We start from the raw sequence: 20,678 nt of genomic DNA, 5'->3' as shown, positions 1-20,678 counted from the left end.
AAATTGTTCAATTTATAGACCTAAAGTTTGAAATTTCTATTTTTATCAATTCCATATGGTTGCCTTGAGAGTTTTTAAATTATACACTATAATTGAAAATAGTATGACTTATCTAATTTTTGATGTAGTTATTACTCAATCTCTTTTAAAAATTCTTTAGCAATGCTCTCGTAAGTATAGTCTTTAACAATTTCGTGTAATTTTTTGGAGACACTCTCATAATAGCTAGGGCTAGAGAGTAAAGCGTTGATTTTTTCGCCCATTTCTTGTTCTGTATTGACTAACAACTCTTTGAGATAATTTCTTACATTTCCTACATCAGTGCAACAATAAGGTGTAGCGTGTTGCAAGCATTCTAATATAACCATAGGAAAAGCTTCATCTATGCTTGCATGCAAGAATAAAGTGGTCTTTAAAAAGGCTAAGCACACACTCTCTCTTTGGATTTTTTTGAAAAAATACACTTCTTTATAGCCATGTTTTTTGTCTAACTTTAATTTCAAAGCCTGCAAGTCTATTAGGGTGTTATTCTCTATAAAATTACCGATAAATATCAGCGGAATGCTGCATTTAGAGAGATAAAAAGCTCTTAAAACAAAGTCCTGTCCTTTGGCTTTGTAGAAGTTAGACACATTCAAAACAAAGGGGTTTTCTAGTAATGCACTAAGGCTTTTACTCTCTCTCTCTCTCTCGTTAATGCCCCACAATAAGAAGCAAGAATCGTTTTAGGGGGCGTGATGTCTTTTTGAAACACGCCGTTAGGTAAAATGCCCACGCTTTTGCAAAGGGGGGTTAGGAAATCAATCGCATGGGATTTGTCGTGTAAAAAATAGACTTTATCCAGACAGGAAAGAAAACGCTTTAATAAAAAGATTAGATAAGGCATATAACTTTCATAAGGGGTAACATCTAAGGCTTTTTGTGTATTTGTTGTAGGGGCGTTTGTGATGGTAAAATGCCAAAAATTAGGCTCTCTTTTAAGGGTTAAACCAAAAGATAGGAGTAAATTTTTAATAAAGTCTTTAAAAACTTGCTTTTTTGTTGGTTTTGTGGGTTGGTTTAATCTCAAATAATTAGCCAAAGCACTTTCACCATGGGAACGCAACACTTTCTTTGTTGCCTTAAGCTCATTCAAGCTCTCCCACAATAAATCTCCTGTGAAAGTAAAGAATGCTGAGACGATGAGCAAATCACACACAAATTCTTGCACAAAGTAGCGATAATTATTTATCTCGCCACACCAAATGGGGTATTCCGTAGTGCGAAAATCAAATTCTATTACAAACAAATTAGGTGAAATCTCTATAGCTTCTTTTTTGAAAGGTTCTTCTAAGATTATCTTTTTGCCTGTTCTCTCAATTCTTTTGTTTTGAAAGCTATCCATAGTTACGACATAAACTTCATGACCTAGATTTGTCAAACTCAAAGCAAAATGATAATCTGCTGTAGCTAAACCGGTTTGCAAAGGATAAAATTGTTCTGTGGTGTAGAGGATTTTCATAGACCAAATTATACCATGTGTGCTACAATTTTTATATCAAAACAATTAAAGGATTGAATTTGTCAGCTATTTTAGTAGCCAAAAAAATTTTGCGTTTGTTAGGCTTGAAAAAAACAGAGAATTTTCTAAGAGCATGGCGTTATTCTATTGTGGAGGCACACACGAAATTAATGATGACTGATGAAAAGAGTTGGCAATACCAACGAGAGCATGAGCTATCATATTACCAAGCATCTACCCCCCCCCCCCATTTTACAAAGGATGGACTTTAAATCTTGGGATAGTATAGACTTCAAAGCTTACAATGAAGAGCTTTTGAAACTCCGTGGTTTTGATGAGAAATTTAGAGCGAAGTTTAAGGACAGAAAGCCGGTGGTTTTATTTGCTGGTAATGATGAGCACCAAGATAAGAGTGGCTTTATCCAAGATTTAGAAAAAGTATGCAAGAAGCTGTATTTATTTTATAAAGATGATGGGAGTTATGGCACAAGTCATTATGGGTTTGCTAATGGTCGCATACATTTATATAAAGAAGCCAATTCCTATGTAAACACCACCAAGATTTTAGAGATTTTAGAGAATGCTAATCCTAAAGTAGATTTTTTAATTATTCAGGGTTGGGGGTGGAACTATACGCCAAGAGATTTGCTAGGAATCAAGCATGCTCATAAAGATTTAAAAATTTTAAACTTGCAAATGGACGATAGACATACTTATGATTTCAATAACCATCTTGGTACGCATGCAATTTTACCCTTTATTGATGTGGCCTTGAGCACTGCCCCCGAAAGAATAGAGCATATCAATAAAGAAGGCACACCGGCTTTTTATTTCCCCTTGGCTAGTAGCACAGAGTTTTACTATCCCTTAGAAAATGTCAAAAAAAAATATGATATTGGTTTTGTGGGAGGTAATTATGGCATAAGGGCTGAGTTGATTCAGGCTTTAAAAGATGCAGGATTGAATGTGAAAGCTTATGGTAATGGCTTTGGAGGACGCATTGCTTTAGAAGAAACTAATCAATTTTTTAATGAATGCGAAATCGTGCTTGGAGTGGGAGGCATTGGAAATTCGTTGGCTGATTGGGTCAATATGAAATTAAGAGATTTTGATGCTCCTATGAGTGGGGGTGCGTATTTGACCACCTATAACCCAGATTTAGAAAAGTTATTTTCTAAAGATAGTATGATTTTTTATAAGGACAAAGAAGATTTGATTTCTAAGGCTAAGTATTATTTAGAGCATAAGAATGAGCTAGAACAAATTAGAAAACAAGCCTTTAAGGAAGCTTCAACCAAACACACCTATGAAAAACGCCTAAAAGACATGTTTTTAAAGCTAGGGATTGAAATATAGGGATTTTTAATTTTTTATCTCTATTAAACTTTATGCAATTTATATAATCTGATGCGAGCAATCTAATTTGTAGTTAATCGGTTGACTTGCAAACATTACAACTGCGTAGATAACACTACTATATAATGTTTTTGTTGTATTTTAATTATTTGAAAATCGTAATAAAAAATTTCTATAAATAATATTTGAGTTGAGATAAACAATAATTAGCTTTAAATCACTATAATAAGCAATAATTTTTTATTTCTCCAAAGGAGTTTCTCATGAGGGCATGTAGGTCGGTGTTAAAAGTTGGGGCTGTAGCTTTGTTTTCATTATTGGTGGGGTGTAGCGCTAATTTAGGGCCTTTTAATACAAATGCTAAGCCCACGGTTTCAGGTAGCGATAAGGTTTCAGCGAATGCTTGCAAATTAGATTGGTCATGGCATTTTGATGATTATGTAAAAGATAAGAGTAAGCTTGCCGATTTGGAGCAACAAGCAATAGATAAAGCATTGGCACATTATAAGCCTGATGCCACTAAGCTTGCGAACATGACTATGGTTATAGACCATATCCCTGCTTTATGGTGGATGGCAGTGCCAGCTGGGACAACTTGCATTCTTGTTGAGGGCACTCCCGCAAACTAAATGATGTCTTTTAGTTCTTATATAGCTATCTAGGATAGCTATATAATCTCAAATAAGTCTAGTTAGCATGACTTTGCCTTTTATCAAGCATTGACTTTCTTAAAATCTTTTATTTAAAAACATTTTGTTGGGGAGTATTTAGGATTAAAATATTTACTTGCTAAACACTCTATGAAAAAACAAATCTTTTATAGCCTGCTTAAAAATAATTTTGTAAATACTTAAAAATTTCTTTGTATAATCGCTTGATAATCCAATTCAAACAAGGAGCAACGAAAATGGTTAAATACACTAAAAAAGAAGCGCTTGAGTATCACATTGGCGGTAAGGTTGGCATGAATATCACTAAGGCTTGTGAGAGTGCTAGAGATTTGTCTTTAGCTTATAGTCCTGGGGTGGCTGAGCCATGCTTAGAAATCGCTAAGGATGAAATGCTGGCTTATACTTATACTAATAAGGCTAATAGTGTTGCAGTGATTTCTAATGGCACGGCGGTTTTGGGACTGGGTGATATTGGAGCGAGTGCGGCTAAGCCTGTTATGGAAGGCAAGGGGTTATTGTTTAAGAAATTCAGTAATATTGATGTGGTGGATTTAGAGCTAGATACCAAAGATAGAGATGAGATTGTAGAGATTTGTAGGGCGTTAGCCCCTAGCTTTGGGGGGATTAATTTAGAAGATATTAAGGCGCCTGATTGCTTCTATATAGAGCAAAAACTCCAAGAAAAGGTTCAAATCCCTGTGATGCATGACGACCAGCATGGCACGGCGGTGATTTCTAGTGCGGCTCTATTGAATGCCTTAGAAATTAATGGTAAAAAAATTGATGGAATTAAAGTCGTGGTGAGTGGGGCAGGGGCGGCTGCTATTGCGTGTTCAAGAATGTATAGAAAACTTGGAGTTAAACATATTGTATTATGCGATTCTAAGGGGGTGGTGTATTGTGGTCGGAGCAATTTGAGTAAGGAAAAAAAGGAATTTGAAATAGAAACAACAGATAGGACTTTAAGTGAGGCTATGAAAGGGGCTGATGTGTTTTTGGGGCTTTCTTTGGCGGGGTTAGTCAGTAAAGACATGATTAAGTCTATGGCAAAAGACCCCATTATTTTTGCTTTGGCTAACCCTACACCAGAGATTTTACCTGAAGAAATCCATGCAGTGAGAGACGATGCGATTATTGGCACAGGAAGGAGTGATTATCCTAATCAAATTAATAATGTTTTGGGGTTTCCTTATATTTTTAGGGGGGCTTTAGATGTGTATGCCACTAAGATTACAGAGAATATGAAACTAGCTGCCGCATACGCTTTGGCTAATTTAGCTAAACAAGAAGTAAGCCCAAAAGTGTTGAAAGCCTACAATCTTAAAACGCTTAGTTTTTCAAAAGACTATATTATTCCTAAGCCTTTTGATGAAAGAGCGTTAGTAGAAGTCGCTAGTGCAGTCGCTAGTGCGGCCATTAAAGATGGCGTAGGGCGTAAAAAAGATTATGATGAAAAAGCATACAGAGAGTATTTAAAAGAATTATTAAAAAAGCTATAAAATTACTAAAAAAACTCAAAAAACCTTAAAAAGGGTTTTTGAGTTTTTATTTGGCTTGATTTTTGTTATGTTTTTAAGATTGAAAGTTTTTTAGGTAAACTATATTTTTATTAAAACTTCGCACAAGGCATATAAATTGTTACATAGGGTTAGCCCAAAAGCTTACGACTCGTCTTATTGTGTAATTGATATTCGTTCCAAGCAAGCTTATTTGAATGAGCATGTTCAAGGGAGCATCAATTTTCAAACTTTTGAAGAAGTATGTGATTTCATTAACCAACAAGTAGGACAAGTTACCCCCCCCCCCCCAACTAATCACAACCAAAACCTTAAAATTCTCTTAGCATGCTTTTCTAGTTTTAAGGCTAGAGAGATGGCCTTAAGGTTAGAAAATGAATTTAAAAATATTGATATTGGCTATTTGGATGGCTCGCTTTTAGAGCTTAAAGATTACGCTCTTTTTGAGCGTTTAGATGAGTGTCTTTTATCGCAAATTAAAACCACTAAAGACGCATTGAAAAAACGCTATTTAGAGCATAAAAAGGCATGGGTTGTAGCTTTTAGTGGAGGCAAGGATAGTTCATGCGTGTTACAACTGCTCTATGAGTTGTTATGCAACTTGCCCAAAGAAATGCTTAATCCTACCTATGCCATTGTTTCTAACACTTTAGTGGAATCACCCGTTGTAGAAAAATATCTGCTTAATTTAATTGAATCTATTCAAAAAGACGCAAATGCTAGAGGATTACCCTTTGAAATCAAGCTAGTAGAACCTAATGCTAATGAGCAATTTTTCACCAATCTTATTGGTAAGGGTTATCCAAGTCCCACACGCTTTTTTAGATGGTGCACAGATAGATTAAAAATCCGCCCTGCTCAACGAGCCATAGAACAAATCATTGCCAAGCATGGTTCATGCATTTTGCTTTTAGGAGTTCGTAGCAATGAGAGCAGTTTGCGTAAAAAGAGCGTAGAAAAGCGTGTGGTGAGTGAAGAGGGTTTTAGCAAACATGATTATTATCCTAATACTTTGATTTATCGCCCTATTGTGGATTGGTCATTAGATGATGTGTGGGGGTATTTGAGCCATTTTAATATGCCTAAGTGGAATAAATCACATGAGGAATTATTCAGCCTTTATTCTAAGGCGAGTAATGATGAATGCCAATTTATCCTAGATACTAATACGAAGTCTTGTGGAGGGAGTCGTTTTGGGTGTTGGGTTTGCACTTTAGTGAATGAGGATAAGTCTTTGCAAGGGTTTATCAAAAATGGAGAAACGCATTTGCAACCCTTGAATGATTTTAGAAACTTCATTAAAGAAATTAGAGAGCAACAAGAATATCGTAGTGATTTTAAAAAAGATGGCAATTATGCCCCCGGTCCTTTTACTAAGAACGCTCGTATGCTGATTTTAAGACGCTTATTAGAATGCGAGAGAGAGTATCAATTACGCTCTAATACTTCACACCAACTAATTAGTGATAGTGAATTAGAGATGATTGCAAAAATATGGCAAAAAGAGTTTGGCACTGAAAGGGAATTTATAGACATTACAAAGGAGTTTGAGCGCATGTCAAATTATCAAGAAGAGAAAGTTGAATTACTGCATTCAGAGATTTTTGAAGAGGAAAAAATAGAAAATTCTAATCTAGTAAAAGAGATTATTAAAGAGGCTATTAAATTAAGTCATGGCACTGATTTAGGTAGCTTAAAGGCAATAATTGAAGCTATGGTTGATAACCATACTAATAAAGTAGAGGAGTTTTAAATGATATTTTTTAAACGCATTGTTATCTGCAATTTGTTTGCATATTACGGTAGGCAAGAATTATCATTTGAAAAAGAAATAAATAAGAATCTTTATTTGATTTATGGTCGTAATGGGTTTGGAAAAACAAGTTTTTTGCGTTCTTTGAAATTACTCTTTTTGGGTAGCGGACTATTATCAGGACATGAGGTTCCTGAAGGTTCTAAATTTTTCAACACTTCAAAGCCAGAAAATTTAGTTCGTGGGTATGGAGATTGGAGTGGCATCTTAAATATTAGGGCTAGGCGAGAAAATGAGCAAAATCTAGTTAATAAGCACGAATTTTTCGTGTCTTTGGAATGTGAAAAAGACCATCAGCCAATCACAATCACTAGAAGTTGGGATATTGATTTTAAAAAAGATATTGAAGAGCATTTGAGTTATAAAACGCATTATCAAGCTTATGAAAATAAAATAGCCTAACAACATATAGACCAACTTTTGCCTTCTTCACTAGTGCCTTTTTTCATTTTTGATGGCGAAGAGATTGAGCAAATGGCAGAAAAAATGAAAAGCGAATTGAAAGATAAAATCCAAAATATTCTCAATATTACGCCCCTTGCTAGAGCTATCAAAGAAATTGAGTCTATTAGAAAAGAAATTCAAACAAAATCTATCCAAAATACCGAGAGGCGTAACCGTTATAAAGAGATAGAAAGAGATATTGAAACTAAGGAAGAAAAAAGTACTACAACAAAAGACAGAATTAAGGTTTATGAGGAAGATTTTAATTCTAAGCAAGAGGAGTTAAAAGACAAAAAAGAGAGCGAAAAAACACTTATTATTGAGTCAAGCAAAGAATTAGGGAGTGTTCAAGCCCATAAAGAGCAATTAGAAAAAAGACAAAATGAGTGTAAAAATAAATTTGTGAGAGTGTGCAATAGTGTGTTGTTGCTCAATCAAGAAAAGATGTTAGAAAGTATTGAAGAGCGTTTGAAAAAAGCACAAATTGAAAAAGAAAAGAGCTATTTAAGTGAGAACTTTATCAAGCAATTTAGCTTGACTTTAAGTGAGGGTATTGCAAGTTATTTGCAAGATAAAATAGCTCTTTGTTTTAAAGATGAGCTTGATAAAAATATAGAAAACTTGATTAAACAGACTTATGAAAATCTACAAACAAACACAACTCACAAAGACCCCATTAGTCATCTTGGAAATATAGATTTTAATCGTTTGCACTATAGAGAAAATGCCAAAGATTTGAAAGAGTGTATTTTAGAACTTGCCAGATTGCCAAGAGAAATTAAGGAGATAAGCACTCATTTGGCTGAACTTAAAGATGAGAGTTTGCATGCAGAATATTTTAAGGATATTAAAACAGAAATTGAGCAATTAGAAGGTGAAATTAAAAACTTGGAAGAAAAGCTTAGAGTGGAGGGAGAGAGTTTAAGAGCTTTAGAAGAAGAGCTCATGGGTCTTAAAATAGAAAAAGATGAACTAGAGAATCAAACCAAGAAAGATGAGCGACTGCTCAAGCAAATAAAGCTCTATGAAAGTTTGAAATTAGGGATTGAGACTTATAAAGAATCTTTAATTAAGAAATTATTGAAAGATTTAAGAAAACAAGTTGTAGAAAATTACAAGCAAATTTTGCCTAATGATAATGTTGAGAATGTAAATATTGATGAGAAATTTGCTTTGAGTTTTTTTAATGCTTCTGGAGATGAGGTCTCTATCTCTAGCCAATCTGCCGGGCAAAAACAAATTGCAACAATTAGTATCTTTTGGGCATTAGCCTTGATTTCTAAAAAGCAATTTCCCTTAGTGATTGACACGCCCTTAGGTCGTATAGATAGTATCAATAGGCAAAGTATTGTGAAAAATTATTTTCTAAAAGCCTCACATCAAATTATTGTTCTTCCCCAAGATACAGAATTTGGTCTTAATGAATATGAAATATCACAAAATGATATTGCACAGAGCTTTGAGATTCAAAATCATGGAGATAGGCATAGTGCGAGTTTTATGAAAAAAAATGTGAAAGAAATTTTGGGATTATAAGGAAAAATAATGGCTAAGATTTTTACTAATGGTAATGAAGAAAGGCTGATAAAGAATATTATTGAGGGCTTGGGTTTTTCTATTAGCTTAAATAGTTCTATTCCGCCTAAATATTTTGTTCTAAGGATAGCTATCAATTTGAGTTTGCAACTTGAGAAAATTCCTTTAAATGATGAGGATTTTTATAAAAGACATGCTTTGCCTAATGTTGAAATTAAAGGTAGTGAATATAATTTAGAGCAAGTCATAGGACAACATAAAGACATTGAAGAAAATTACGAGCCACTTTTAAAACTCATGTTTTTTATAAGACACGAAGAGGAAAAAGTGGATTTTAACAATGAGGACATTTTCACTAAAACACTTCAAAAGTATATTAAAAGGGGTCTTTATGAACTGAATAATACCTATAACTCTAGTAGAGATAATTTCTATCAAGTGCTTATTGATAGCTTTAAATTAAATCAATCTATGCATAACAATATAGGTATTGATATAAAAAAACAAAAGATTGATACTAATGAAGTGGAAAATTATCTCAAATTGTTGAAAATATCACATGAACTCTTAGACAAAGACAAATGCTTGAGAGAAGATGTTTATAAGCTTAAGCTTAATTCCCAAGATGATATTACTAAATTAAGTAAGAATCTACACACCTTTTCTAGCCAACTTGGATTGTGTGGTGAGCCCAGAATGGAACAAATCAAGGGAGAGGTTATGCGTTTTAATCTCTTTGTTCCTAGAGAAAAAGATACATGGATACAATTGAATCAATCAGATTTTGATAATGATTTGAAAAAAGTTAGCGCTAGTTTGGAAGAAATCCTTTTTTATGTGGGGCGTAGTGCGACTAATCAGCCTTATTTTTTAGACTTGAAAAAAGCGCCTCATCTTTTTGTAGCGGGACAAACCGGAAGTGGAAAAAGCAATTTTTTGCATGGTCTAATCCAATCATTAGAGCGATTAAATACGCACCAAAAAATAGAGTTTTTATTGATTGACCCTAAGAATGGGGAGGAATTTGGTAAGTATGAAAACAGGTCAAATTGCGAAGTAATTAAGGATATGAGTGAAAGTAGTTCAATCCTAGAAGAAGTGATAGAAAGAATGCAAAATCGTTTTAATGGTTTGGAAGAAAAGACCCCCTTAGTTATCGTAATAGAAGAATTGGCAGATTTATTGATGAGTTACAAAGAAATTAAAGAGCCTTTAGAAAGATTGGCGCAAAAAGCACGCAGTGCTAATATTTTCTTAATCCTTGCCACACAAAATCCTAGTTCAGAACTCTTTAGCTCTATCTTAAGGAGCAATATTCCCACAAGGGCAGTCTTTAAAGTGGCTGATAGGCATAAATCCAAGATAGCTCTAGATTGTGAGGGCGCAGAGAATTTATTAGGTTCTGGAGAATTTTTGCTCAAATGTCAAGAATTAGCCACTCAAGAACCTCTTAAGCTTTTTGCGCCATTATTAAAAGAATAAAATAGACTTTGTGTTTGCAATTGTGATAAATGATTTTATTTGTTGCAAGAAGTAAGTCTTACTTTAAAAAAGCCTCTGGTTGTTATTTTATAATGCCAACTAGAGGCAATTTTAATATCAATACTTATTATAGAATTACAAACATTAGAGATACTAGATTTGCTTTGTAAAGCATTGATTATTAAGGATAAAAATTACTAAATTTTATTCAAAAGAAAAAACCTATTCTTGTTTGTATATAATCTTATTTATTGTAAAAAATGGATTACTGATACAATGCTTTGATAGGGGTTAAGCCCTTAAAAACTTACATAAACTCTTGGAGCTTGTTAGCTTGTGCCATCCATTTTTCTAAGCTTTCATAATCGTTGTTTTTAATCCAAGTCTTAGCTTGGGTTATCTCTGTTTCGCATTTTTCAATGGCTTCTAAGATATTGTCTCTGTTTTGTTTGAAAATATCTTTCCACATTAAGGGCGAGCTTTTAGAGATTCTGCTCATATCTCTAAAGCCCCCACCTGCTAAAGAAAGAATAATCTCTGGGTTTTTTTGTTTGAGAACGCTATTGGCTAAAGCATAGCTTAAGACATGGGGTAAATGGCTGATATAAGCGGTGTGAGCGTCATGTTCGCTAGACTTCATTTTAACCAAACGAGCTTTTATGCCTAAAAAGATTTCTTTGGCGAGTTTAACCTGATGAGCGCCTGAGTCTTCTAAATCGCATAAAATAACAAGAGCGTTTTCATACAGCCCTTTGACACTCGCTTTAGGACCATAAAATTCTGTCCCACACATGGGGTGTGCGGCGATGAAATTCTTACGAATGTTTTGTGGAACGCTTTTAATGATATTGTGTTTAGCTCCGCCCAAATCAATAATAGTCGCTTCTTCTTTAATAGAAGTCATTTTTTGCAAGCAATTAATAATGCCTTCAACGGGTATGGCTAGAAAAATCACATCACACTCTAGGATTTTTTCAAATTCTACGCACTCATCTACAAGCCCTAAAGTCAAGGCTTGCTGGGCGTGCAAAGCATTAGAATCATAGCCTAAAATATTTTTAAAATAGCCTAATGCTTGTAAATCTAAGCCTAAGCTTCCGCCCATAAGCCCTAGACCGATAATTCCTGCTTGCATTCTTTTTTCTCTAAAGTAAGGTTTTTTCTAACACTTCCATGACATTTTTAACAGCGATAATTTCTAGGCTCTCACGCACTTCAGTAGGGATTTCATCTAAATCTCTTTCGTAATTTTTAACTGGAATTAGAGCCGTCTTAATGCCGGCTTTAAAAGCGGCAATCAACTTTTCTTTCAACCCCCCTATAGGTAAGACTTCCCCACTTAGTGTCAATTCGCCTGTCATAGCGGTATCACTTCTTGCTTTTCTATCGCACAAAATGCTTGCAACTACGCTTGCCATAGCAATTCCAGCACTTGGGCCATCTTTAGGCGTAGCCCCTTCTGGGACATGCAAATGCAAGTCATAAGCGTTATAAACTTTAAGCGATTTTTTCTTTTTCTTACCTTTCTCATCTTTAAAGGTCTCGCTAGGGATTTTAGGGGCTTTTAACTTCTCTTCATCAAGCAAGACTTTAATCACTGAAAAGGCTATGAGAGCGGATTCTTTCATCACATCGCCTAAACTTCCGGTAAGTTTTAATTCACCCTTACCCCTAATTTTAATCGCCTCAATTTTAAGCACATCGCCACCTACTGGAGTCCATGCTAAGCCATTGATAACGCCGATTTTATTTTCTTCATCTATGGGGTCAATCTCAAACACCATGCGTTCTAAATAGTCTTTAATGTTTTTGGGCGTGATAGAGACACAGAAATTTGAAAGCTTTTCATCAGTGCTTTTCTCATTCTTTTTGGAACGCCCTTTAGATTTCTTAGAAGTTTTAGGCTCATTTTCGTTATTTTCTAGGTATTTTAGAGCGACTTTACGCATAATTGCAGCGATTTGTCTTCGTAAATCTCTAACTCCTGCCTCTCTGGTGTATTTTTCAATAATGAGTTTCAAACATTCATCGCTAATATTCACTTCGCTAGGCTCTAGGGCGTGCTTTTCTAATTCTTGGGGAATGAGATAATTCTTAGCAATTTCTTCTTTTTCATTAGGAGTGTAGCTTGATACACTGATAAATTCCATTCTATCTCTTAAGGGAGCTGGAATATTATAAATATCATTAGCTGTGGCAATAAAAATCACTTGCGATAAATCAATGCTGAAATTTGCATAATTATCCCTAAAAGCGGCATTTTGTTCAGGGTCTAAAATCTCTAATAAAGCGCTCGCTGGATCGCCCCTAACACTTCTATCCACTTTGTCAATTTCATCTAAGACGATAACCGGATTCATTTTTTTAGCTTCAATGAGTCCTTGCACAATGCGTCCGGGCATTGAGCCTAAATAGGTGCGTCTATGCCCCCTTAATTCATTCACATCTTCTAAGCCCCCTAAGGCGATTCTTACTAGTGGGCGCTCTATGGCTTTAGCAATAGAATTAGCTAAACTCGTTTTACCTACTCCGGGTGGTCCATAAAAGCATAGAATGGTGCCTTTAGTCTTGTCTTTTTTTTCTTTTGTATTTTTTTTATCTTTTTCTTGACTTTGACGCATTTCTAAAAGCTGCATGGTGGCAAAGTATTCTACAATACGCTCTTTGGGTCTTTTTAAGGAATAGTGGTCGCTGTCTAATTGCTCTTTAACATGCTTGATATTGAGAGCCTTTTTTTCATATTGACCAAAAGGCACATCTAGCATAGTCTCTATATAATTTTGCAAAGTCGCGCTATCAGAGCTATCCACATGGGTTCTACTCAATCTATCAATTTGTTTTTTGATTTCTTTAAAAGCCTCTTCTTTTAAGAAAGGCTTAATGCTTTCTAGCTTTTGGTAATACTGATTTAAATCTTCATCTCGCTGTTTGTCTGTGCCAAGCTCTTTTTGGATTTGCTTGAGTTGCTCTTTGAGAAAATATTCCTTATTGACTTGCTCCATTTTTTGATGGACTTTGTTTTTAATCTCTTTTTGGAGTTTTTGAGTCTTAGTCTCTTCAATGACTAAATCAATTAAATCCAATAAGCGTTGCTCGGTATTATTGCTTTTAAAGAGTTTGTAGGCTTGCTCTTTTTTCAAATGAAGTGCAGTAGCCACCAAATCCACAATGCGATTAGGGTCTTCATTATCTTCTAAAGCCTTGATTAAATCTGGGGGGAAAAAGGAGCTGATGTTAGCTAAGGTGGTAACCTTCTCTTTTAATACCTCTATGATAGCTTGGATATTTTCAAGGTCGTATTCAAGGTATTCAATCAAGCCTATTTGAGCCTCTAAAACCCCTTGAGCATTTTCTTTAGCAGGTTCTAAAATGCGTCCTTTAGCTAGACCATTAAGCAAGAGCTTAACTTTGCCATTTGGCATGCTCGTTTTACGCATAATGGTGCCTATAACCCCTACATCATAATAGGGGGGTTCATTTTCGCTATGGCTTTCTTTTTGACATGCTACAAAGACAAGCGAATTGTTGTCTTTAGCGTATGTTGCCACTTTAATGCTAGTCTCATTTTGTAAAAAAATGGGGGCTATCATAAAGGGATATAAAAAAGTGTCTTCTTCTACAATTAGAGGTAGAGTTTTTGGAAAATCTTTAGTCATTTTATCTCTCTATTGAATAGTATTGGTGCTTTGAATACAAGCATTGTGGCATGTTTTAGCCTACCAATCAAAAATAAACACATACCAAGGTAAGTATGAGGGTTTTGGATTAGTCTCTTTTTCTAAAGTTTCATCTATCCTTTCAAGATAGCGTTTTACACCCTCGGGCTTATGGCGTTTTTTATACACATTGGCAATCGCACGATTTAATTCGTTTTGCCCTAAAATAAATTTAATCTGCATGTATTCTACATAAGGGCGATAACGACTATTGGGGTATTTTTCTATAAATTCGCCCATATTTACGATGCTATTAGAAATAAATTCTTGGTCTTTGGAGTGGTTTTTGAATGCGTAGTAGTGTGATTGTAGTTTTAAAAAGGTTAGATAATCTACATTTTTTTCAGTCCCAAAGCGCTTAATATATTCATCAAAATAAAACGCTGCTAGGATATATTCTTTTCTTTTCATATGAGCTTGTCCTAGAGCTAACATCGCTTCTGGAACAAGGGGGGAATTGATATGCTCGCTTTGCAAAGAGGAGTAGTAATTGTCTGCAGTCTGTAAGTTAGAAAACAAAATTTCTCGTAAAATCCCTTGATACCAAAAAATCGCAGGCTTATTGTATTCTTCTTTTTTCTTTTTAGAGCAACCCCCAAAAATAGCCAACGCTACTATAGTAACTAAAAGAAACTGCTTCCAATGTTTTAAGTGCATGCCACCTATCTTTATTAAAGATTATGGATATTAACCATTTCTAGGATTATACCTAAAACTAACACAAATTGATTTTACAAGTGGTTTTTTGATATAATGAATACTTTAAATTTCAATTTACAAACGCTTATCTTAAGCTTTAGATTTTTGATTTGGATTAAGATTTTGTGCGTTTTTTAAGGGGAATGCAAATCGCATGCTTTTTGATGTGAAAGTGCCTATTCTAGGTTTTGAATCTATTCGCAAAATGGAACTGCAAAAAATTGATGAGATTTTTTTGCGTTTAAGTAATGCACAAAATGATGCTATCCCTTCTTTTACTCTTGTAAATCCTTTTGCTCTAAGAAAATACGAATTTGAAGTGCCAACACCCTTAAAAATTCTTTTAGAATTAGAAGATGCACAAAATGTGCTAATTGCCAACATTATGGTGGTTCAAACGCCCATTGAGCTTTCCACCGTGAATTACCTAGCCCCTTTAGTTTTCAATTTTGATAAGCAACTTATGGGGCAGGTGGTATTAGATTCTAACAAATACCCTCATTATCATTTAAGAGAAAATATTTTAAGCCACCATAAAAATTCCGAAGAGCAAGAATAAGTGGTTTTAATCCATAATTCTAAGTATTTACTTTAAAATATTTTTTAATATTAACATAGGCAGTAAGTCCGAGCAAGCCTTTACTAATAGAGCTCGTATATATAGAATTACTCCTAGCGCAATCAAGTAATGGCATAGCGCTCATGGGTTTTTATGTTATAATGCTAGTTTAAATTAAATAGATTTGCGTGCGCTTTAATTAAATAAAGGAGTTTTGCTTTTATCATGGAATCACAACAATCACAACAAACTTTGGCCTCTAGTTTTTCTATTGAGGATATTTTACAAATTTTGCCGCATCGCTATCCTATGCTTTTAGTAGATAGAGTAATAGATTTACAACCACATAAAAATATCATCGCATACAAGAATATCACTTTTAATGAAGATGTGTTTAATGGGCATTTTCCACGAAAGCCTATTTTCCCGGGTGTTTTAATTGTAGAGGGTATGGCACAAACCGGAGGCTTTTTAGCCTTTACGAGTTTGTGGGGATTTGACCCTGAGGTAGCAAGAAGAAAAATTGTCTATTTTATGACTATTGATAAGGTTAAGTTTCGTGTGCCTGTAGTTCCCGGAGATAGATTAGAATATCATTTGGAAGTTTTAAAGCACAAGGGTATGATATGGCAGGTTGGTGGCACTGCTAGAGTAGATGGTAAAATAGTAGCTGAGGCTGAACTAAAGGCTATGATTGCAGAGAGAGAAGAAGTATGAGCGGGGTCAAAATTGCTAAAACAGCCATTGTTTCACCCAAGGCTGAAATTGGAAAAGATGTAGAGATTGGTGAATTTTGTATTATCCATGATAATGTAAAGCTTGGCGATGGAGTCAAACTTCATAACAATGTAACGCTTGCAGGACATACTTTTATAGGTCAAAACACTCAGATTTTCCCTTTTGCAGTGCTAGGCACTCAACCCCAAGATTTAAAATACCATGGTGAATATAGCGAGCTTATTATTGGTGCGGATAATTTAATCCGTGAATTTTGCATGATAAATCCCGGCACTGAAGGGGGGATTTCTAAGACAATTATTGGCGATAAAAACTTGCTTATGGCTTATGTGCATGTAGCGCATGATTGCGTGGTTGGGAATCATTGTATTTTAGCTAATGGCGTAACTTTAGCAGGGCATGTGGAAGTAGGAGATTATGTTAATATTGGCGGACTTACAGCCATCCATCAATTCACTCGTATTGCTAAAGGCTCTATGATAGCTGGAAAGAGTGCCTTAGGAAAAGATGTGCCTCCTTATTGTATTGTTGAGGGAAATAGGGCGTTTATTAGAGGGTTAAATCGCCACAGAATGCGTCAACTCTTAGAAAGCAAAGAAATTGATTTTATCAGCTCGCTTTATAAAAGGCTCTTTAGACCTGTTCCTTCCATAAGAGAGAGTGCAAAAATTGAATTAGAAGAGCACCCTAATGACCCTATTGTGCAAGAGATTTGCACCTTTATTTTAGCAAGCTCTAGAGGTATGGCGTATAAGACAAGTGAATATGCTCATAGCTCTAGTGCCGAGTGATTAAGATATGCAAGGATTAGAATGAACGAAACGCTTTATTGCAGTTTTTGCCAAAAACCCGAATCAAGCGACCCCAAAAGGCGCAGAGTCATCTTTTCTAGTAATTTGACTAAAGATGTTTGTATATGCGAATATTGTGTCAGCGCTATATATGAAGAGTTGCATAAGCATGAGAGCGCTTTTATTGATAAAAAAGACACAAAATACAAAGGGGCTCACACTCTCTCTGACAATGAGTCTTTTTTCTCTCATATTCCAGCTCCTAAAGAGCTTAAAGCGGTTTTAGATAACTATGTGATTGGACAAGAGCAAGCTAAAAAGGTCTTTTCTGTAGCGGTATATAACCATTATAAGCGCTTGGCTTTCAAGGAGCAATTAGAAAACCAAGCCTCTAATGAAGAGGGCTTAAAGGATTCAGCTCTTTTAGCTTTTGAAGAAGTGGAGCTCTCTAAGTCTAATATTCTACTTATAGGCCCAACAGGCTCAGGCAAAACCTTAATGGCGCAAACTTTAGCTAAGCATTTGGATATTCCTATAGCTATTAGTGATGCAACAAGTTTGACTGAGGCAGGCTATGTAGGCGAAGATGTAGAAAATATTCTTACCAGATTATTGCAAGCAAGCGATTGGGATGTGCAAAAAGCGCAAAAGGGCATTGTCTTTATTGATGAGATTGATAAGATTAGTCGATTATCAGAAAATCGCTCTATCACTAGAGATGTCTCTGGGGAGGGTGTGCAACAAGCGCTATTAAAAATTATTGAAGGCTCTGTGGTAAATATCCCACCTAAGGGGGGGCGCAAACACCCTGATGGCAATTTTATCCAAATTGATACAAGCGATATTTTATTTATCTGTGCAGGAGCGTTTGATGGATTAGCTGAAATCATTAAAAAACGCACCACACAAAATGTGCTTGGTTTCACCCATGAGAAAATGAGCAAGAAAGAGCAAGAAGAAATTTTGCATTTAGCAGAAACCCACGACTTGGTCAATTATGGCCTTATTCCAGAACTCATTGGTCGTTTGCATGTTTTAAGCACTTTAGATAGTATTAGTCTAGAGGCTATGGTAGAAATTTTACAAAAGCCAAAAAATGCCCTCATCAAGCAATACCAACAGCTTTTTAGAATGGACGAAGTGGATTTGATTTTTGAAGAAGAGGCGATTAAAAAGATTGCTCAATTAGCCCTAGAGAGAAAAACCGGGGCTAGAGGTTTAAGGGCAATTATTGAGGATTTTTGCTTAGATATTATGTTTGATTTGCCTAAGCTTAAGGGCTGTGAGGTGCGTATTACCAAAGATTGCGTTTTAAAGCAAGCTGAACCTCTCATTGTTAAAAAAAGCCATTCAAAAGCCCTCCCTTGAATTATATTAGGGCTTAAAATTTTAAATCAAAAGGACAAGGACAAAAAGCATGATTTTTAGCAAGCTAATCGGTCTGTTTTCGCACGACATTGCTATAGACTTAGGCACGGCTAATACGATTGTATTGGTAAAAGGGCAAGGGATTATTATTAATGAGCCTTCTATTGTGGCGGTGCGCATGGGGCTATTTGACTCTAAGGCGTATGATATTTTAGCAGTAGGCAGTGATGCTAAGGAAATGCTTGGTAAAACCCCTAATGGCATTAGAGCGATTCGCCCTATGAAAGATGGCGTGATTGCCGATTATGATATTACCGCAAAAATGATTCGCTACTTTATTGAAAAGGCTCATAAGCGTAAGTCTTGGATTCGCCCACGCATTATGGTATGCGTGCCTTATGGCTTGACAAGCGTAGAAAGAAATGCGGTTAAAGAGAGTGCTTTAAGTGCAGGAGCTAGAGAAGTCTTTTTGATTGAAGAGCCTATGGCAGCCGCTATTGGAGCAGGCTTGCCGGTTAAAGAGCCACAAGGAAGTCTCATTGTAGATATTGGTGGAGGCACAACTGAAATTGGTGTGATTAGTTTAGGCGGATTAGTGCTTTCTAAAAGCATTAGGGTAGCTGGGGATAAACTAGACCAAAGCATAGTGGAATATATCCGCAAGAAATTTAATCTTCTTATAGGTGAACGCACCGGCGAAAACATTAAGATTGAAATTGGTTGTGCGATTAAGCTAGACCCAACATTAAGCATGGAAATCTCTGGAAGAGACCAAGTAAGTGGGCTTTTAAGCACGATAGAATTGACTTCTGATGATATTTTAGAGGCGATTAAAGACCAGATTAAAGAAATTTCTAGTGCTTTAAGAAGTGTGCTTGAAGAAGTTAAGCCGGATTTGGCTAGAGATATTGTGCAAAATGGCGTGGTGCTAACAGGTGGTGGGGCGCTTATTAAGGGCTTAGACAAGTATTTAAGTGATGCAGTTAAGCTCCCTGTGTATGTGGGCGAAGAACCTTTATTAGCAGTAGCCAAAGGCACAGGTAAGGCGATAGAAGATTTGGATTTGCTTAGTCGTGTAGGCTTTAGCGAATAACTTCAATGCGATTTTATGTTAAATTAGTTGGGTTTTTAGGGGTTTTTTTCCTATTCTATTTTTTAGATATTAAAGGTAGCTCTTCATATGTGAGCGATACGATTAAAAGCGCATTAATTAGCACTAAAAACGCTATTTTTAATGAGTTTCAAGCATATTTTTTTCAAGCTAAAAGCATTAAAGATTTTCAAAAAGAACATTTAGAATTTGAAGCTTTAAAGCTAGAAAATGCCGATTTAAAAGAGCGCTTAAAAGCCTTTGATGATTCTAAGCAAGTTTTTAATTCTGCGCATTATTTTCCTATTTTTATGACTTCATTTGCAACTTTTGAGGATACTAATAGTATTTATTTAAGCCATTCTTTATCTTTAACGAAAGATAAGATTTATGGTCTAGTTTCTCATAAGCAAGCCATAGGTATAGCACTTTTGGAACAAGGGCGTTTGAAAGGGTATTTGAATGCCCATAGGCGCTGTGCTTATAGTGTGGTAGTGGGGGAAAATGAAGTGCTAGGTTTTACTAAGGCTAATGCTAAGCAAGAATTGGTTGTAGAGTTTATTGCACCAAGCGCATCTATTAAGATAGGCGATAAGGTAACTACAAGCGGACTAGATGGGATTTTTGGCGCTGGGGTGTATGTGGGCGAAGTGGCTAAAATTGAAGAGCATTATACTTATAAAAGTGCGGTGCTTAAGGGTGCGTTTATTAGTAGTGCGAAACTTTTGCGCCATATTTTTTTAAGCATGCCCTAAAGGCATTAAAGCCCCTTGATGAAGGCTTTAAGCATATATAAACTTTTTAGTTCTTAATATTTTTTAAATATATCATTATAGAAACTACAACATGAATGTTGGTCATGCTAGATGATAGGCATAAGAAAAGCGAGATTTTTGTCTAAAGCTACTTGTGAGTTTCTCTAATAAGGGTTTATTCTAAAAAGAGATAGCATATTAAGAACTAGCTAGTTATGAAACAATAAGCTAAATTATCTCATCATCTTTGAGCTAATTGGGGTAATTCATACCATAAGCTTGCAATCAATTTTTTAAAAAATAAGTGTTTTTAGAGCGCATACTAAAAAAGTTGTCGTGCCTTAATTTTGATAAAATTAGCTTGCAAGCTATATCTATTCTTTGATAGTCTTAATGCCTTAAACTTCCAATCAAATTTTTCTTAAAAGAGCGAGTTTGAAAGGGTATAAGCCACTATGTAATAGTCTTAAATAAAAATCTTCTTAATGGATATAAAGTTTGCTAAAAAGATGAAAAAATACTTTTTTTAAATACTTGCTTAAAAAGATTAGCGTATTTGATTATACTTAGCATGCAATGAGTATGGTTTTTAAGATATTTTAAGCATAAGAGAGTTGAGTTTTTGTTTTTAATTTATATGTC

General features: G+C 35.2%; 19 protein-coding genes. 14 read left to right on the top strand and 5 right to left on the bottom strand.

What is annotated here, in order from left to right; all coding sequences use genetic code 11:
* Positions 1-131: 131 nt before the first annotated feature.
* Both HCW_RS01160 and HCW_RS01155 read right to left on the bottom strand, forming a co-directional pair.
* Positions 132-707 carry a glycosyltransferase gene (locus HCW_RS01160; protein ID WP_052306435.1) on the bottom strand — a complete coding sequence of 192 codons (576 nt, stop codon included), beginning with the start codon at positions 705-707 and terminating at the stop codon, positions 132-134.
* Positions 653-1,501 carry a hypothetical protein gene (locus HCW_RS01155; protein ID WP_043902550.1) on the bottom strand — a complete coding sequence of 283 codons (849 nt, stop codon included), beginning with the start codon at positions 1,499-1,501 and terminating at the stop codon, positions 653-655. Before HCW_RS01155 ends, HCW_RS01160 begins: the two co-directional genes overlap by 55 nt.
* Before the next feature lie 59 nt (positions 1,502-1,560).
* Between HCW_RS01155 and HCW_RS09540 the strand changes: the two genes are divergently transcribed.
* From HCW_RS09540 to HCW_RS09000, 8 genes are all read left to right on the top strand, one after another.
* Complete coding sequence (locus HCW_RS09540; RefSeq protein WP_014660397.1) at positions 1,561-1,773, top strand: hypothetical protein; 213 nt, start codon at positions 1,561-1,563, stop codon at positions 1,771-1,773.
* 43 nt (positions 1,774-1,816) lie between these two features.
* A complete protein-coding gene (locus HCW_RS01145; RefSeq protein ID WP_231283030.1) occupies positions 1,817-2,857 on the top strand; it encodes a glycosyltransferase in 1,041 nt (346 codons plus the stop codon).
* A gap of 263 nt (positions 2,858-3,120) precedes the next feature.
* Entirely contained in the window at positions 3,121-3,486 is a 366-nt protein-coding gene (locus HCW_RS01140; RefSeq protein WP_014660395.1) for a hypothetical protein, read from the top strand.
* A gap of 278 nt (positions 3,487-3,764) precedes the next feature.
* Positions 3,765-5,027 carry a malic enzyme-like NAD(P)-binding protein gene (locus HCW_RS01135; RefSeq protein WP_014660394.1) on the top strand — a complete coding sequence of 421 codons (1,263 nt, stop codon included), beginning with the start codon at positions 3,765-3,767 and terminating at the stop codon, positions 5,025-5,027.
* Positions 5,028-5,163: 136 nt separating this feature from the next.
* Complete coding sequence (dndC, locus tag HCW_RS01130; protein WP_014660393.1) at positions 5,164-6,798, top strand: DNA phosphorothioation system sulfurtransferase DndC; 1,635 nt, start codon at positions 5,164-5,166, stop codon at positions 6,796-6,798.
* The gene (locus tag HCW_RS01125) at positions 6,799-7,260 is read left to right on the top strand and encodes an AAA family ATPase (RefSeq protein WP_014660392.1); all 462 of its coding nucleotides are present in this window, start codon (positions 6,799-6,801) and stop codon (positions 7,258-7,260) included.
* An 18-nt stretch (positions 7,261-7,278) separates the two neighbouring features.
* Positions 7,279-8,838 carry a hypothetical protein gene (locus tag HCW_RS01120; RefSeq protein ID WP_014660391.1) on the top strand — a complete coding sequence of 520 codons (1,560 nt, stop codon included), beginning with the start codon at positions 7,279-7,281 and terminating at the stop codon, positions 8,836-8,838.
* Between the two features lie 9 nt (positions 8,839-8,847).
* The gene (locus tag HCW_RS09000) at positions 8,848-10,320 is read left to right on the top strand and encodes an FtsK/SpoIIIE domain-containing protein (protein WP_014660390.1); all 1,473 of its coding nucleotides are present in this window, start codon (positions 8,848-8,850) and stop codon (positions 10,318-10,320) included.
* A gap of 307 nt (positions 10,321-10,627) precedes the next feature.
* Here the strand turns inward: HCW_RS09000 and HCW_RS01110 are convergent, their stop codons facing one another.
* From HCW_RS01110 to HCW_RS01100, 3 genes are read right to left on the bottom strand one after another with little or no spacing between them, the layout of a single operon-like run.
* A complete protein-coding gene (locus HCW_RS01110) occupies positions 10,628-11,455 on the bottom strand; it encodes a prephenate dehydrogenase (RefSeq protein ID WP_014660389.1) in 828 nt (275 codons plus the stop codon).
* A 10-nt stretch (positions 11,456-11,465) separates the two neighbouring features.
* On the bottom strand, positions 11,466-13,976 hold the full coding sequence (gene lon / locus HCW_RS01105) for an endopeptidase La (protein WP_014660388.1): 2,511 nt from the start codon (positions 13,974-13,976) through the stop codon (positions 11,466-11,468).
* A gap of 60 nt (positions 13,977-14,036) precedes the next feature.
* The gene (locus HCW_RS01100; protein ID WP_014660387.1) at positions 14,037-14,693 is read right to left on the bottom strand and encodes an outer membrane protein assembly factor BamD; all 657 of its coding nucleotides are present in this window, start codon (positions 14,691-14,693) and stop codon (positions 14,037-14,039) included.
* Between the two features lie 196 nt (positions 14,694-14,889).
* Between HCW_RS01100 and fliW the strand changes: the two genes are divergently transcribed.
* The 6 genes from fliW to mreC all read left to right on the top strand — a co-directional run bounded on the left by fliW (position 14,890) and on the right by mreC (position 20,036).
* Positions 14,890-15,294, top strand: a complete 405-nt coding sequence (gene fliW / locus HCW_RS01095; protein ID WP_014660386.1) for a flagellar assembly protein FliW — start codon at positions 14,890-14,892, stop codon at positions 15,292-15,294.
* Positions 15,295-15,519: 225 nt separating this feature from the next.
* Positions 15,520-16,011, top strand: coding sequence for a 3-hydroxyacyl-ACP dehydratase FabZ (gene fabZ / locus HCW_RS01090; protein ID WP_014660385.1), 492 nt, complete (start codon positions 15,520-15,522; stop codon positions 16,009-16,011).
* Positions 16,008-16,823: an acyl-ACP--UDP-N-acetylglucosamine O-acyltransferase gene (gene lpxA / locus HCW_RS01085; RefSeq protein ID WP_014660384.1), complete on the top strand. Its 816-nt coding sequence runs from the start codon at positions 16,008-16,010 to the stop codon at positions 16,821-16,823. The genes fabZ and lpxA overlap by 4 nt, the downstream gene beginning before the upstream one ends.
* A gap of 21 nt (positions 16,824-16,844) precedes the next feature.
* The gene (gene clpX / locus HCW_RS01080; protein WP_014660383.1) at positions 16,845-18,191 is read left to right on the top strand and encodes an ATP-dependent protease ATP-binding subunit ClpX; all 1,347 of its coding nucleotides are present in this window, start codon (positions 16,845-16,847) and stop codon (positions 18,189-18,191) included.
* Positions 18,192-18,240: 49 nt separating this feature from the next.
* Positions 18,241-19,284 (top strand): rod shape-determining protein, encoded by a 1,044-nt coding sequence (locus HCW_RS01075; RefSeq protein ID WP_014660382.1) that lies wholly within the window; start codon positions 18,241-18,243, stop codon positions 19,282-19,284.
* Positions 19,285-19,289: 5 nt separating this feature from the next.
* Complete coding sequence (gene mreC, locus HCW_RS01070; protein ID WP_014660381.1) at positions 19,290-20,036, top strand: rod shape-determining protein MreC; 747 nt, start codon at positions 19,290-19,292, stop codon at positions 20,034-20,036.
* Positions 20,037-20,678 lie beyond the last annotated feature (642 nt).

The organism is Helicobacter cetorum MIT 00-7128 (assembly GCF_000259255.1).
Lineage (GTDB): Bacteria > Campylobacterota > Campylobacteria > Campylobacterales > Helicobacteraceae > Helicobacter > Helicobacter cetorum_B.
This window is presented reverse-complemented; position numbering and strand designations above follow the sequence as displayed.

What these genes read in the sequence shown, in the direction of transcription:
- HCW_RS09000 (WP_014660390.1), top strand. Translation starts at nt 8,848, where the DNA reads ATGGCTAAGATTTTTACTAATGGTAATGAAGAAAGGCTGATAAAGAAT.
- HCW_RS01075 (WP_014660382.1), top strand. Translation starts at nt 18,241, where the DNA reads ATGATTTTTAGCAAGCTAATCGGTCTGTTTTCGCACGACATTGCTATA.
- fabZ (WP_014660385.1), top strand. Translation starts at nt 15,520, where the DNA reads ATGGAATCACAACAATCACAACAAACTTTGGCCTCTAGTTTTTCTATT.
- HCW_RS01100 (WP_014660387.1), bottom strand. Translation starts at nt 14,693, where the DNA reads ATGCACTTAAAACATTGGAAGCAGTTTCTTTTAGTTACTATAGTAGCG.
- lpxA (WP_014660384.1), top strand. Translation starts at nt 16,008, where the DNA reads ATGAGCGGGGTCAAAATTGCTAAAACAGCCATTGTTTCACCCAAGGCT.
- HCW_RS01125 (WP_014660392.1), top strand. Translation starts at nt 6,799, where the DNA reads ATGATATTTTTTAAACGCATTGTTATCTGCAATTTGTTTGCATATTAC.
- HCW_RS01155 (WP_043902550.1), bottom strand. Translation starts at nt 1,501, where the DNA reads ATGAAAATCCTCTACACCACAGAACAATTTTATCCTTTGCAAACCGGT.
- HCW_RS01135 (WP_014660394.1), top strand. Translation starts at nt 3,765, where the DNA reads ATGGTTAAATACACTAAAAAAGAAGCGCTTGAGTATCACATTGGCGGT.
- fliW (WP_014660386.1), top strand. Translation starts at nt 14,890, where the DNA reads ATGCTTTTTGATGTGAAAGTGCCTATTCTAGGTTTTGAATCTATTCGC.
- clpX (WP_014660383.1), top strand. Translation starts at nt 16,845, where the DNA reads ATGAACGAAACGCTTTATTGCAGTTTTTGCCAAAAACCCGAATCAAGC.
- HCW_RS01110 (WP_014660389.1), bottom strand. Translation starts at nt 11,455, where the DNA reads ATGCAAGCAGGAATTATCGGTCTAGGGCTTATGGGCGGAAGCTTAGGC.
- HCW_RS01140 (WP_014660395.1), top strand. Translation starts at nt 3,121, where the DNA reads ATGAGGGCATGTAGGTCGGTGTTAAAAGTTGGGGCTGTAGCTTTGTTT.
- mreC (WP_014660381.1), top strand. Translation starts at nt 19,290, where the DNA reads ATGCGATTTTATGTTAAATTAGTTGGGTTTTTAGGGGTTTTTTTCCTA.
- lon (WP_014660388.1), bottom strand. Translation starts at nt 13,976, where the DNA reads ATGACTAAAGATTTTCCAAAAACTCTACCTCTAATTGTAGAAGAAGAC.